Here is a 13,267-nt window from a genome sequence, read left to right as displayed (position 1 = left end):
CAATGAGTGATAGGGAACCACCAAAGGACGAAAAGGAAAAGCTCAGTCCCTGGCAGGTAGTGGCCTCAGTGTTTGCCGCCGGCTTCGGGGTTCAGAGCAGCCGCAACCGCGAGCGGGACTTCAAACAGGGACGTTTCGGCGTTTTCATCGCCGCAGGGATTATCTTCACCCTGCTGTTTATGGGTACTGTTTTCGCCGTGGTGAAGCTGGTATTGAAAAGCGCCGGTCACTAGCGAACGGCGCTGCGGGCCAAGCCCTAGTGGGGCATGCCGGAGAGCCACAGATAGAGGCTGAAGACAACGATAGTGATGATGGCAGTGGCCGCGATAGCGTCGGCACCACCATCGGTGTGTTGGGATTGGCCTGACATTGGGACTCCTTATTGATTGTCAGTGAAAACAGTTGCGCCGGCATTATAGCAGCGCCCCGGCGCTTGGGAAGGCCACCCCGGAAAGGCCTGCGGGACTCCCAGTGGGAGTTCTAACCTTATGAAAAGAAGGCATATTTAACCCACAACCTTTTCTGGTATGGTAGCGCCCCTACGCGAATCAGCCAGCGGTGACAGGATCCACCCGATGTACGTTTACGACCAATACGACCAGCGCATCATCGATGAGCGAGTGGCCCAGTTCCGGGATCAGACCCGGCGCTATCTCGACGGCAAGATCAGCGACGAGCAGTTCCTGCCGCTGCGCCTGCAGAATGGCCTCTACATTCAGCGCCTGGCGCCGATGATGCGCATCGCGGTGCCCTATGGCCTGCTGAACTCCCGGCAGCTGCGCAAGCTCGCCCACATTACCCGCCACTACGACAAGGGCTACGCCCACGTCAGCACACGCCAGAATATCCAGCTCAACTGGCCTCTGCTGGAAGAGGTGCCGGACATCCTGGCGGAGCTCGCGGAAGTGCAGATGCACGCCGTGCAAACCAGCGGCAACTGTATCCGCAACACCACCACCGACCAGTTCGCCGGTGTTGCCCGGGACGAGCTGGAAGACCCGCGGCCCTGGTGCGAGATCATCCGCCAGTGGAGCACCTTCCACCCCGAATTCGCCTTCCTGCCGCGCAAGTTCAAGATCGCCGTCTGCGCCACCGAGCAGGATCGCGCGGCGATCCACGCCCACGATATCGGCCTGGAACTGGTAGCCAATGCGGATGGAGAAGTTGGCTTCAAAGTACTGGCCGGCGGCGGCCTCGGGCGCACCCCGGTGATTGGCTCCGTGGTGAGCGAGTGGATCGAGAAAAAGCACCTGCTGACCTTCCTCGAAGCCATCCTGCGCGTGTACAACCAGCACGGCCGTCGCGACAACAAATTCAAGGCGCGCATCAAGATCCTGGTCAAGGCCATGGGCATTGAAGCCTTCCGCGAAGCCGTGGCCAAAGAGTGGGCTCCGATCAAGGACGGCCCCAGCACCCTGACCGAAGAGGAGATCAGTCGCGCCAGCTCCTTCTTTACCGACCCGGACTACGAACAGTTTGACGAGGCCGCCGCTGCGGCGGCGCTTGCCGGGCAGGCCGCTGCGGACCCGATTTTCGGTAACTGGGTCAAGCGCAACACCGTGAGCCACCGGGTACCCGGTTACCAGGCGGTAACCATTTCCCTGAAGATGACCGGTCACGCCCCCGGCGACATCACCGACCGGCAACTGGAACTGCTGGCCGAGCTGGCGGACCAGTTCAGTTTTGGTGAGATTCGCACCACCCACCAGCAGAACATGGTACTGGCGGATGTGCGCCAGCAGGACCTCTACGCCCTGTGGCAGCGTCTCCAGTCCGCCGGCCTGGCGACCCCCAACATTGGCTACCTGACCGACATGATCTGCTGCCCGGGCGGGGATTACTGCTCCCTGGCCAATGCCAAGTCCATACCGGTGGCGGAGGCGATCCAGGCCCGTTTCGACGACCTCGACTATGTCTACGATCTCGGCCCGCTGGAGCTCAATATCAGCGGCTGTATGAACGCCTGCGGCCACCACCACATCGGCCATATCGGCATTCTCGGCGTCGACAAGAAAGGCGAGGAGTTCTACCAGGTTTCCCTCGGCGGCAGCCAGGCCAAGGACGCCTCCCTCGGCAAAATTCTCGGCCCCTCCTTCAAGCAGGAGGACATGCCAGAGGTAATGGAAAAAATTATCAACACCTACGTGGATCTGCGCGGTGAGGAGGAAACCTTCCTCGACACCTACCGTCGCGTGGGTATCGACCCCTTCAAGGAGCGCGTCTATGCCAAAGCTGATTAAGAACGGCGAAGTCGTCAACGATGAGCGCTGGCAGGCGGTGGACACCGAGGCCGACAACGCCGCTCCGGGCGTGATTGCCACACTCAGTCAGTGGCAGGCACTGGATGACAAGGCTGGCAGCGCCGTGCAACTCGAGCCGGGCGACGGCGTAGAGACGCTACTGCCCCACCTTGCGGACATCGAACTGATCGCCATCAGCTTCCCGGTATTTACCGACGGCCGCGGCTTTTCCTATGCCCGGGAACTGCGCCAGCGCGGCTATACCGGGGAACTGCGGGCGGTTGGCGGTTTTATCCGCGATCAGTTGCACTACCTGAGTCGGGTGGGCTTCAACGCCTTCCAGATGAACGACGACAGGGAACTGGAAGAGGCCGTCGCCAGCCTCGGCGATTTCAGCGAACACTATCAGGCGGCGGTCGACCAGCCCCTGCCGCTGTTTCGCCGTCGCGCCTGATCGGCAAACCGCAATAATTGCCGGGGCGTTCCTGTCCCCGGCCCCCTCCCCTCCAGTACACTGTGAACGGACTCACAGTGGTTAGTGCACTATGGACGGCGGCAGCATTACCTTTTCCTTCTTCCTGATCTTCACCGGCGCGGCCATCTTCGCCTCGGTCGCCCTCTACACCCGCCAGCCCCTGATCATCGCCTACATCGCCCTCGGCGCCGCCATCGGCCCCTATGGTGCCTCGCTGGTAACCGATCTAAAATTGCTGTCCGACATCGGCCACGTCGGCATTATCTTCCTGCTGTTTCTGCTCGGGCTGGACATGCAGCCCAGGGCGCTGCTGGCTACGTTGCGCAAATCGACGGTGGTTGGCCTGGCCAGCTCCGCCATCTTTGCGCTCATGGGCTTTGCCGTGGCACGACTGTTCGGGTTTTCCGCACTGGAATCCCTGGTAATCGGCGCGGCGATGATGTTCTCCTCCACTATCATCGGCATCAAATTGCTGCCCACCACCATCCTCCATCACCGCCATATCGGCGAACTGATGATCGGCCTGCTGCTGCTGCAGGACCTGCTGGCGATTATGGTGCTGGTGCTGCTGGGCGCCGCCGGGGGCAATAAGGCGGAAGACACCATGCTGTGGGAGATCGCCTTTCCCTTTCTTGCACTGCCCCTGCTGGGAGCGGGTGCCTGGCTGGCCGTGCGCTACGTATTGCTACCGTTGATCACCCGCTTCGACCGCTTTCACGAGTACATTTTCCTGGTTGCCCTGGGCTGGTGTCTGGGCGTGGCGGAGGTAGCGGAACTGGCCGGCCTGTCTGCGGAAATCGGCGCCTTTCTCGCCGGTATCACTATCGCCACCAGCCCTATCTCCCAGTACATCGCGGTGAACCTGAAGCCGCTGCGGGATTTTTTCCTGATCCTGTTTTTCTTCTCGGTGGGCGCGCGCTTTGAGCTGGCGCTGCTCAGCACTGTGCTGCTGCCCGCCCTGCTGCTGTCGGTACTGGTGCTCGGTGTGAAGCCGGTGGTGTATCGCTATCTGCTGAAGGGGATGAGCGAGAAGCGGGTACTGGCCTGGGACCTGGGTTTCCGCCTGGGGCAGGCGAGTGAGTTTTCGCTGTTGATTGCCTATGTGGCGATTGCCAACGGTCTGATTGGACAGAGTGCGTCGCTGCTTATTCAGGCGACGACAATCATCACACTGTTGGCGTCGTCGTATATTGTGGTGCTGAACTATCCGACACCGATTGCAATTTCGGATCGACTGCGGCGGGATTGAATTCAGTTGATTTGTATATTTAGCTTGATCCTGAAAACGCTTGTGGAAACCTCCATGAATAGATTTTAGGCACTTCGTACTCGGTTTGTGTGGCGGCTCGCAATTCCGGTAACCCTTGCGCAAACCGCCAAAAAGCGGACGTCCGTGTCAGGCTTGTAGGCGCACATCCATGTGCGCCTACATTTGCTCCAGGGTTACCGGAATCACAAGCCTTCTACTCAAAGAATTGCGCTTTACCCGCCGAATCAAGCGGCATAACGAAATACCTCATCAACTGGAGTAAGTCTCAGGTGTTTGAATCGAAGGCTTACGGTTGGGATAGCCCTGCAGCGAACGTCGGCGCCCATGGATGGGTTGGGCCGCATTCGGCACGTCGAGCCTGACATGGATGTCCGCTTTTTGGCGGTTCGCGGAAGGGCTATTCCAGCCGTAAGACGCCACTGCATCAGTAACTATGCAATTCCGTTCCTTCAATAACAAAAAAGCCGGCACAAAGGCCGGCTCTTCTGATCGATAGCAGGAAAGGCTTACAGCTTGCCTTCAAGCTCCGGCAGCGCCTCGAACAGGTCCGCCACCAGGCCGTAGTCCGCCACCTGGAAAATCGGGGCGTCCTCGTCCTTGTTGATGGCCACGATGACCTTGGAGTCCTTCATACCGGCAAGGTGCTGAATCGCGCCGGAAATACCGACCGCGATGTACAGATCCGGAGCGACGATCTTGCCGGTCTGGCCGACCTGCATATCGTTGGGTACAAAGCCCGCGTCAACTGCAGCTCGGGAAGCGCCGATGGCGGCACCCAGTTTGTCGGCAATGCCGTCCAGCAGCTTGAAGTTTTCGCCGTTCTGCATGCCACGGCCACCGGAAATAACCACAGAAGCGGCAGTCAGTTCCGGACGGTCGGACTTGGCCAGCTCTTCACCGACGAACTCGGAAATACCGGCGTCGTGGGCAGAGGATACGGCCTCAATGCTGGCGGAACCGCCTTCGGGCGCAGCGGGGTCGAAAGCTGTGGTGCGCACAGTGATCACCTTCTTGGCATCGGCGGACTGCACAGTGGCAATCACGTTGCCGGCGTAGATCGGGCGCTTGAAGGTGTCGGCGGATTCGACAGAAAGGATGTCGGAAATCTGGGCGACGTCCAGCAGCGCCGCAACGCGGGGCATGGTGTTCTTGCCGTTGGTGGTGGCGGGGGCAACCACGTTGTCGTACGCGGCGCCGACCTCGGCGATCAGCAGGGCCAGGTTCTCTGCCAGCTGGTGGCCGTAGGCGGCGTTGTCCGCTACCAGTACCTTGTTGACACCGGCAACAGCGGCGGCCTGCTCGCCCACGGCGGCACAATCGGCGCCGGCGACGAGGATGTCGATGTCTGCACCCAGTGCCTGGGCTGCGGTCACCGCATTGAGGGTCGCTCCGTTGAGGGTGCTATTGTCGTGTTCTGCAATAACCAGAGTGCTCATCAGATTACTTTCGCCTCGTTTTTCAGTTTGTCGACCAGCTCGTCCACGCTCGCTACCTTGATGCCGGCCTGGCGCTCTGCCGGCGGCTCAACCCGGAGCTGGGTGAGGTGGGATTTCACTTCCACGCCCAGGTCGGCCGGGGAGAAGACATCGAGCTGCTTCTTCTTGGCCTTCATGATGTTGGGCAGGGAGGCATAACGGGGTTCGTTCAGGCGCAGGTCGGTGGTGACAATAGCGGGCAGCTTCAGCTTGACTGTCTGCAGGCCGCCATCCACTTCGCGGGTCACACTGACGGCATCGCCGTCGACCTTGACCTCGGAGGCGAAGGTGCCCTGGGCCATGTTGGCCAGCGCGCCCAGCATCTGGCCGGTCTGGTTGTTGTCGCCATCGATGGACTGCTTGCCCAGGATAACGAGTTGGGGCTGTTCTTTCTCGACCACGCCCTTGAGCAGTTTGGCCACCACCAGCGGCTCGACGGCGCCTTCGGTTTCCACCTGGATGCCGCGGTCGGCGCCCAGTGCCAGTGCGGTGCGGATTTGCTCCTGACAGGACTTCTCGCCCACGGAAACCACGACCACTTCAGAGGCAACGCCGGCTTCCTTCAGGCGCACGGCCTCTTCAACGGCGATTTCACAGAACGGGTTGATGGCCATCTTGACGTTGTTAAGGTCAACATCGCTACCATCGGCTTTGGCGCGGACTTTGACGTTGTAGTCAACGACGCGCTTTACAGCAACAAGAACCTTCATGGATTCTCCAACACAGTAAGACGTAAGTGGGTGAATTAAGGGCGATAAAGAGACGGCTGGAAAGCGGCCAAAATCGGGCGCCCGCGATTTAACGGCGGAACATGTTGCCGCCAAAGACCGGGGAGGTCAATAGCTGTAGGCGACAGTGAAGTTAACGCAAACGGTCAATTTAGCTATACGTACCATTCATCGGCTTTATGGCCATTAATCTTTGAAAATTATATACTTGCGCCCCTTTTCACGGGTCGGCCCCTGCCGCGCCGACTGCCAAAAAGACAACAGAGCAACGACAGAGAGGACAGGCTTGTGGAACGCGAAGCAATGGAATTTGATGTAGTCATCGTCGGCGCCGGACCTGCAGGACTGTCGGCCGCCTGCCGCATCATGCAGCTGGCCCAGGAAAAAGAACAGGAAATCACTGTCTGTGTGGTGGAGAAAGGCTCCGAAGTCGGCGCCCATATTCTCTCCGGCGCCGTGCTGGAACCCCGCGCCATCAACGAGCTGTTCCCCAACTGGAAAGAACTGGGCGCACCGCTGGCCACCGAGGTCAGCGAGGATCGCTTCTTTTTCTACACGAGTGAAAAGAGCGCCATCAAACTGCCCAATTTCTTCATCCCCAAACCCACCCACAACGACGGCAACTACATTGTCTCCATGGGCAACGTATGCCGCTGGCTGGCGGAGCAGGCCGAGGGGCTGGGTGTGGAAGTCTACCCCGGCTTCGCCGCCGCCGAAGTGCTCTACCACGAGGATGGCAGTGTCAAGGGGATCGCCACCGGCGACATGGGCATCAGTGCCAGCGGAGAACAGAAAGACAGCTACATGCCGGGCATGGAGCTGCACGCCAAATACACCCTGTTTGCCGAAGGTTGCCGCGGCCACCTCGGCAAACAGCTGATCGACAAGCTCAAGCTGGACGAGGGCAAGGACCCCCAGCACTACGGCATTGGCCTCAAGGAAATCTGGGAGATTCCCGCTGACAAGCACCAGCCCGGCCTGGTGGTGCACGGACTGGGCTGGCCGCTGCAGGAAACCGGCTCCAGCGGCGGTGCCTTCCTCTACCACGCGGAGAACAATCAGGTGTACCTGGGCCTGATCGCGGACCTCAATTATTCCAATCCGCACATGAGCCCCTTCCAGGAATTCCAGCGCTGGAAGCACCACCCGGAGACCGCCAAATACCTTGAGGGCGGCACCCGCCTCACTTACGGCGCCCGCGCCATCGCCAAGGGCGGTCTCAATTCCCTGCCGAAGATGCACTTCCCCGGCGGCCTGCTGATCGGCTGCGACGCCGGCACCCTGAACAGCGTCAAGATCAAGGGCAACCACACCGCCATGAAGAGCGGCATGCTGGCGGCGGAAGCCGTGGTGGAGGCCCTGGCCCAGGGTGAGAGCGCACCGAAGGATCTGGCCAGCTACGCGGACAAGGTGAAGGGGTCCTGGCTCTATGAAGAGCTCTATGCCACCCGCAATTTCTCCGGCTTCATGCACAAGCTGGGCACTCTGGTGGGGTCAGCAATGGTGTGGATCGACCAGAATATCTTCGGCGGCAAACTGCCCTTCACCCTGCACGACACGGTGCCGGATTACGCCACGCTGAAACCCGCGGCGGACTGCAAGAAGCCGGTTTACCCGAAGCCTGACAACAAGATCAGCTTTGACCGCCTGTCCTCGGTATTCCTGTCGAACACGAACCACGAGGAAGACCAGCCCTGTCACCTGACGCTGAAGGATGCGGACATTCCGCTGACGCAGAATCTGCCGATGTACGACGAGCCTGCCCAGCGCTACTGCCCGGCGGGCGTGTACGAGATTGTGGAAGATGAGGCCGGCAAGCGTTTCCAGATCAATGCCCAGAACTGTGTCCACTGCAAGACCTGCGACATCAAGGACCCGGCGCAGAATATTGTCTGGGTGACGCCGGAAGGGTTTGGTGGGCCGAATTACCCGAACATGTGAAGTTTCTTGCAGGGTTTTGCAGCCCTGCCCTGCTCTTTCCTAAGCTCGCTTTTGCGGGCTTTTTTGTTTCTGCGTGCTAATTTGCGTGAGCTTCGTCTTACGGCTGGTGGCGGCTCGCGATGCCGGTGGCCCTTGCGCAAACCGCCAAAAAGCGGACATCCATGTCAGGCTTGTAGGCGCACGTCCTGTGCGCCTACATTTGCTCCAGGGCCACCGGCATCACAAGCCTTCGACCAGAACTTCTGCAAAACTCCCACCTGATTCAGGCACAAATCTGAATGTCGGTTTCTACGTAAGAGGCAAGCACTCCTACGTCTAAATCGAAGGGGCGCGGTTGGGGTAGCCCTGTAGCGAACGTCGGCGCCCATGGATGGGTTGGGCCGCATTCGGCACGTCGAGCCTGACATGGACGTCTGCTTTTTGGCGGTTCGCGAAAGGGCTACCCCGACCGTAACCCGCCAACGTTCTTTAAAACGAAGCCAGCATCGCTCTGCTAGTCATTACCCACCAAACTCCAACTCACATCTCCACTCCACACCAACAGCTCATCACCCTCCCCCTCTGCCATCTCCACCAGCCGATACCACGCCGCCCGACTACAGAGCGCCGTCAGCCCGTGATTGAGCTGAATGCCGGCAACACCCTCGCAGTCCGGATCCAGAAACAGCCCGTGCTCCCGGTCCAGCACAACGCGTTTGCCCGTATTGAGCGTCGCCACGAGCTCATCACCCACGCGATCGATCTCCGTAATCAGCAAAGGATGCGATTCAACCTGCAGGCGCCACTTCTCCCCCGGCGTCACCAGGTAGTACTCACCATCGTCCTCGCGCCGCAGAATAGTGGCAAACAGGCGCACAATCTCGGGTCGCTCGATGGGGTCGCCCTCGTGCCACCAGCTGCCGTCGCTGCGAATCACAATATCGATTTCACCGCTCAATGGCGGATGCCATTTTTCCAGTGGTGGCTCATCAAAATTGCGACCGGCTTTCACCTGGTCTTGCAGTGTGTCCAAATCGCGTCCGGTTTTGTTCGAGGCTGGCATAGAAACTCCCGCTGCGTTATAAGGACAGAGTATAGCGATTTACGAAGGACGGTATGATCAGCTGGATGCGCAAAGCCGTCATTCGGTGGCTGCAACACAAACGCCCGCTCCCGAGCACGCCACTGAGTGACTTTGAAAGGATTCGCCACGAGGTCAAGCCCTGCGACGTGATTCTGGTGGAGGGACGCTCCCGCGTCAGCGAGGTGATCAAGCTCATCACCCAGAGTAGCTGGTCACACGCGGCGCTCTATATCGGCCGCCTGCACGACCTGGAAAACCCGCTGCTGCGGGACCTGCTGCGCCAGCACTACATCGGCACCGCCGACAAGCAGCTGATAATCGAGAGCGAGCTTGGCATGGGCACCATAGTGCGCCCACTGACCGTCTATGAAGAAGAGCACCTGCGAATCTGCCGCCCGCGCAACCTCGGCTACCACGACAGCCAGCAGGTGATCGCCTACGCCATCGGTCGCCTCGGCACGGCCTACGACGTGCGGCAGATTTTCGATCTCGCCCGCTTCCTGTTTCCCTGGTGGGTCCTGCCGAGACGCTGGCGCTCCAGCCTGTTCAAGACCAATCCGGGGAAAACCACGCACACGGTGTGCTCCACCATGATCGCCGAGGCCTTTGGCAGCATCCAGTTTCCCATTCTGCCACTGGTAAAGCGGCTGGAGGGCGAGCGCTACAAGCTCTACATGCGCAATCCGAAGTTGTGTACACCGAGTGACTTTGACTACTCACCGTACTTCGACATCATCAAGTACCCATTCCTTGATTTTCACGCCTACAGTGACCAGCGCCTGCTGCCCTGGAGTGGCACCGGCGAGCTGAATGAAGATGAACGGGGACTCTATGTTTCCGTGGGAGAAGATCTGCCGGCGGAGCCGGCGGCGGACGAGGCCTGAAGCAGCCGCCTCAGGCGCAGCTGCCAATCAGGCGCACGCTGGTGACGCCGTCGAGATTGCGCATGGTTTCCAGCAATTCGGTGCTCGGTGTGGTATCGATATCGATCAGGTTGTAGGCCACTTCCTCGCGGCTCTTGTTCAACATGTCGATAACGTTAATGTTTTCGTCAGCCAGAAGGGCCAATACGCTGCCGAGAATTTTCGGCACATTGCTGTTGGTCACTGCCAGGCGGCAGCCACTGACCCGCTCCAGTTGCAGGGTGGGAAAGTTCACCGAGTTGCGGATATTGCCGTTCTCGAGAAAATCCCTCAGCTGTTCTACCGCCATCACCGCGCAGTTGTCCTCCGCCTCGTCGGTACTGGCGCCGATATGCGGTGTCAGAATGACATCCTTGCGGCCTATCAGCGCCGGCGAGGGGAAATCGGCGATGTACTTGCGCAACTGTTTTTTGTCCAGCGCGCCTACCAACGCGGCCTCGTCAACGATTTCCTGGCGGGCAAAGTTGAGCAGGCAGGCATGTGGCTGCATGGCGCCCAGGAGCTCGCTATTGACCAGGTCGCGGGTGGAGTCCAGTACCGGCAGGTGCAGGCTGATGTAGTCGCAGCGGGAGAACAGGGCTGACAGTGTATCGGCCTTCTTCACTTCGCTGGGCAGGCGCCAGGCCGCATCGACCGACAGGGCCGGATCATAGCCCATCACTTCCATACCCAGGGTCAGGGCCATTTCCGCGACCAGCGAGCCGATGGCGCCAAGGCCCACTACGCCGAGGCGTTTACCGTAAAGTTCACTGCCCTTGAACTGCTTTTTCTGGGCTTCCAGGGTGCGATTCAATTCGGCTTTGTCCGTTACGCCCGCCAGGGTGTCGACATAGTCGCTGCCCTCAAGAATACCCCGGGAACCGAGTAACAGGCCCGCAGCCACCAGTTCCTTTACCGCATTGGCATTCGCCCCGGGGGTGTTGAAAACCGGGATGCCGCGGCGCGTACACTCCACAACGGGAATGTTGTTGACACCGGCCCCGGCGCGGGCAATGCCCAGTACGCTGTCGGCGATATCGTCCGCCTGGAGCTTGTGGCTGCGCAGCAGAATGGCGTCGGGATGAGCAAACTCACTGGCTATCTCGTAGCTGTCGCGGGGCAGCCGCTCCAGACCGAGTACTGAAATCTGGTTGAGGGTAAGAATGCGCTTGGCCATGTTGACTACGTCCCTGTCTCTTCTCTTATAGGAGTGGCGTTTGTTTAATAAACAGTGATGTCCGCCTGCTCGCGCAGCTCGCGTCGAAACTCCTCCTGCACCAGAACGCCGTGCTCACCGTCCACCAGCTGGCTGATCTGCGCCTGCCTTGCCGCCGGCAATTCGCCGAGTTTACCCGGCGCGACGCGCGATACTTCGTAGACCAGCGCATCACCCGTGGGCGTCATGGTGTAGTCGGCAACTCGTTCACCTTCAGGCGGCGCGCGCAATGCAAAGGCGGCATCGGCGAGAGCGGGATTGAGCATACCGGAATCCCGCTGGGCGCCAATTTCAACCTGCCATTCAAAACCCAGCGCTTCCGCCACAGCTTCAACACTGCCGCCGGCACGCAGGCGTGCCACGGCCTGTTCCGCAATTCTGGCAACGGCTGCCCGAGCCTGCTGATCGCGCAGCGTCACGGCAATCTCATCGCGCACAGATTCCAGCGGTTGCAGCTCCGGCTCCCGATGTTCTTCTACCCGCAAGGCAACGAAATGATCGGGGGCGAGTTCAAACACTTCGCTATTGTGCCCCATCTCCAGTACGTCTTCGGAGAAAGCCGCGGCAAGCAGTGCCGGATTGGCAAAAAGGCCCTCTGCCTGATTGCGCGTCACCGGATCACTGGTACGCACTTCAAGCTCAAGTTCCGTCGCCGGGCCGGCCAGGCTCTGGGCGTTGAAGGCGAGATCGCGGAGCGTTTCCACAGTACTCAGCAATGCAGCCTGGGACTCGCGCTCCTGCACACGCTGCTCCAGTTCCGGGCGCATTTCGGCAAAGCTCGGGGCCTCGCCTTCGCGGCGTTCGGTCACCACGATAAAATGGGTGCCGGCGTCGGTGGCTACCGGCTCGGACACAGTGTTCAACTCCAGGCTGGCAATGGCTTCTTCCATGGCCTCGGGGAAGGCGTCGCCGGCACTGTAACCGAGATCACCGCCGGCGCTGGCGGAACCGATATCATCAGAGGCACTTTCTGCGAGGGCCGCAAAGTCACCGCCTTCATTCAGCTGCTTTTGCACGTCGGCAATACGCGCGGCGTAATCGGCATCGCTTTCGTCTTCACCCTGGGTCAGCAGGATATGGGAAACACGGTTTTCAGTCTGGTACTGATAGCCGCTCTTTTCCTGCTCGTACATGGCCAGCAAGTCATCTTCGTCAACCGGGGCAGTAAAATCAGACGCCCGCAATTCGATATAGCTGAGAGTTACGCTCTCGTCGCTGTAGAACGATGACTCGTTGGCATTGTAATAGGCCGCAATCTCTTCGTCGCTCACGGAGACGCCCGCCTCCACCGCCGCCAGCGGAACCGTCAGGTAGCGTATATCGCGCTGTTCGGCAACGATGCGCGCCGCCAGCTCCCGCTCGGCAGGGGTGGAAAACTCACTGCCGGGCAAACCGCTGCGCAACTGATTGACCAGAATATCCTGCTGCAGTGTCTGCTTGAAGGAAGCCGGTGTATAACCAGCCTGTGCCAGAGTGCTTTTGTACAGCTCGGGCGAGAACTGGCCGTTGATCTGGAACTGTTCCATGCCACTGATGAGTCGCCCCATTTCCGTGTCGGACACAGCCAGATTCATCTCGGTGGCAGACTGCACCAGCAGGCGCCGGCCAATGATGCTCTGCAGTGCCTGGTTGCTCAGGCGCTGCTCGTCCAGCATCGCTGGATCGATGTTCTCGCCGAACATGGAGATCAGCTGGCGCTGCTGGGTATTCACCACCTGCTGCACCTCCATCGGGCTGATTTCCTCGCCATTCACTTCGGCGACCCCCGAGCTACTGCCGCCGAGGAGTATGGATTCGATGCCAAAGAGGGCGAAGGAAACGACAATAACCCACACCACGACCTTGGCCGCGGTGCCCTGAACGTTCTGGCGAATATCTTGCAGCATGGGAGTGTAATCCGATGGACTTCAACGTAAACGACTGCCGCAGCAGCCCGGCGGCTTGCCGGTAACCCGGT

12 protein-coding genes are annotated in these 13,267 nt (G+C 59.9%); 6 read left to right on the top strand and 6 right to left on the bottom strand.

What is annotated here, in order from left to right; genetic code table 11:
• Positions 1-2 precede the first annotated feature (2 nt).
• The gene (locus FVW59_RS13145; protein ID WP_148064797.1) at positions 3-233 is read left to right on the top strand and encodes a DUF2970 domain-containing protein; all 231 of its coding nucleotides are present in this window, start codon (positions 3-5) and stop codon (positions 231-233) included.
• A 23-nt stretch (positions 234-256) separates the two neighbouring features.
• Here FVW59_RS13145 and FVW59_RS19705 read toward each other — a convergent pair whose 3' ends face one another.
• The gene (locus tag FVW59_RS19705; protein ID WP_222711508.1) at positions 257-370 is read right to left on the bottom strand and encodes a methionine synthase; all 114 of its coding nucleotides are present in this window, start codon (positions 368-370) and stop codon (positions 257-259) included.
• 205 nt (positions 371-575) lie between these two features.
• On the opposite strand from FVW59_RS19705, the gene FVW59_RS13140 reads away from it, so the two are divergent.
• The 3 genes from FVW59_RS13140 (at position 576) to FVW59_RS13130 (ending at position 3,964) form a co-directional block, all read left to right on the top strand.
• Positions 576-2,240 (top strand): nitrite/sulfite reductase, encoded by a 1,665-nt coding sequence (locus FVW59_RS13140; protein ID WP_148064796.1) that lies wholly within the window; start codon positions 576-578, stop codon positions 2,238-2,240.
• On the top strand, positions 2,224-2,694 hold the full coding sequence (locus FVW59_RS13135) for a DUF934 domain-containing protein (protein WP_148064795.1): 471 nt from the start codon (positions 2,224-2,226) through the stop codon (positions 2,692-2,694). The genes FVW59_RS13140 and FVW59_RS13135 overlap by 17 nt, the downstream gene beginning before the upstream one ends.
• 91 nt (positions 2,695-2,785) lie before the next feature.
• Positions 2,786-3,964 carry a cation:proton antiporter domain-containing protein gene (locus FVW59_RS13130; protein WP_148064794.1) on the top strand — a complete coding sequence of 393 codons (1,179 nt, stop codon included), beginning with the start codon at positions 2,786-2,788 and terminating at the stop codon, positions 3,962-3,964.
• A 527-nt stretch (positions 3,965-4,491) separates the two neighbouring features.
• Here FVW59_RS13130 and FVW59_RS13125 read toward each other — a convergent pair.
• Positions 4,492-5,421 carry an electron transfer flavoprotein subunit alpha/FixB family protein gene (locus FVW59_RS13125; protein WP_148064793.1) on the bottom strand — a complete coding sequence of 310 codons (930 nt, stop codon included), beginning with the start codon at positions 5,419-5,421 and terminating at the stop codon, positions 4,492-4,494.
• Positions 5,421-6,170, bottom strand: coding sequence for an electron transfer flavoprotein subunit beta/FixA family protein (locus tag FVW59_RS13120; RefSeq protein ID WP_148064792.1), 750 nt, complete (start codon positions 6,168-6,170; stop codon positions 5,421-5,423). Before FVW59_RS13120 ends, FVW59_RS13125 begins: the two co-directional genes overlap by 1 nt.
• A gap of 306 nt (positions 6,171-6,476) precedes the next feature.
• Between FVW59_RS13120 and FVW59_RS13115 the strand changes: the two genes are divergently transcribed.
• A complete protein-coding gene (locus tag FVW59_RS13115; protein WP_148064791.1) occupies positions 6,477-8,129 on the top strand; it encodes an electron transfer flavoprotein-ubiquinone oxidoreductase in 1,653 nt (550 codons plus the stop codon).
• A gap of 493 nt (positions 8,130-8,622) precedes the next feature.
• On the opposite strand, the gene FVW59_RS13110 is transcribed toward FVW59_RS13115, so the two are convergent.
• Complete coding sequence (locus FVW59_RS13110) at positions 8,623-9,141, bottom strand: DUF1285 domain-containing protein (protein ID WP_222711507.1); 519 nt, start codon at positions 9,139-9,141, stop codon at positions 8,623-8,625.
• Between the two features lie 83 nt (positions 9,142-9,224).
• On the opposite strand from FVW59_RS13110, the gene FVW59_RS13105 reads away from it, so the two are divergent.
• A complete protein-coding gene (locus FVW59_RS13105) occupies positions 9,225-10,076 on the top strand; it encodes a YiiX/YebB-like N1pC/P60 family cysteine hydrolase (protein WP_148064789.1) in 852 nt (283 codons plus the stop codon).
• Between the two features lie 10 nt (positions 10,077-10,086).
• On the opposite strand, the gene FVW59_RS13100 is transcribed toward FVW59_RS13105, so the two are convergent.
• Together FVW59_RS13100 and FVW59_RS13095 are read right to left on the bottom strand one after the other, a co-directional pair.
• Positions 10,087-11,271: a phosphoglycerate dehydrogenase gene (locus FVW59_RS13100; RefSeq protein WP_148064788.1), complete on the bottom strand. Its 1,185-nt coding sequence runs from the start codon at positions 11,269-11,271 to the stop codon at positions 10,087-10,089.
• A 44-nt stretch (positions 11,272-11,315) separates the two neighbouring features.
• On the bottom strand, positions 11,316-13,196 hold the full coding sequence (locus FVW59_RS13095; RefSeq protein ID WP_148064787.1) for a SurA N-terminal domain-containing protein: 1,881 nt from the start codon (positions 13,194-13,196) through the stop codon (positions 11,316-11,318).
• Positions 13,197-13,267: the final 71 nt, after the last annotated feature.

It is taken from the genome of Parahaliea aestuarii, assembly GCF_008064635.1.
Lineage (GTDB): Bacteria > Pseudomonadota > Gammaproteobacteria > Pseudomonadales > Halieaceae > Parahaliea > Parahaliea aestuarii.
The sequence above is the reverse complement of the archived record's forward strand: the minus strand, read 5'-3'. Positions and strand labels throughout refer to the sequence as shown.

Bases quoted from the DNA above. Each gene is read 5' to 3' on its own strand.
- FVW59_RS13135 (WP_148064795.1), top strand. From the start codon at position 2,224: ATGCCAAAGCTGATTAAGAACGGCGAAGTCGTCAACGATGAGCGCTGG.
- FVW59_RS13130 (WP_148064794.1), top strand. From the start codon at position 2,786: ATGGACGGCGGCAGCATTACCTTTTCCTTCTTCCTGATCTTCACCGGC.
- FVW59_RS13140 (WP_148064796.1), top strand. From the start codon at position 576: ATGTACGTTTACGACCAATACGACCAGCGCATCATCGATGAGCGAGTG.
- FVW59_RS19705 (WP_222711508.1), bottom strand. From the start codon at position 370: ATGTCAGGCCAATCCCAACACACCGATGGTGGTGCCGACGCTATCGCG.
- FVW59_RS13120 (WP_148064792.1), bottom strand. From the start codon at position 6,170: ATGAAGGTTCTTGTTGCTGTAAAGCGCGTCGTTGACTACAACGTCAAA.
- FVW59_RS13145 (WP_148064797.1), top strand. From the start codon at position 3: ATGAGTGATAGGGAACCACCAAAGGACGAAAAGGAAAAGCTCAGTCCC.
- FVW59_RS13105 (WP_148064789.1), top strand. From the start codon at position 9,225: ATGATCAGCTGGATGCGCAAAGCCGTCATTCGGTGGCTGCAACACAAA.
- FVW59_RS13125 (WP_148064793.1), bottom strand. From the start codon at position 5,421: ATGAGCACTCTGGTTATTGCAGAACACGACAATAGCACCCTCAACGGA.
- FVW59_RS13100 (WP_148064788.1), bottom strand. From the start codon at position 11,271: ATGGCCAAGCGCATTCTTACCCTCAACCAGATTTCAGTACTCGGTCTG.
- FVW59_RS13095 (WP_148064787.1), bottom strand. From the start codon at position 13,196: ATGCTGCAAGATATTCGCCAGAACGTTCAGGGCACCGCGGCCAAGGTC.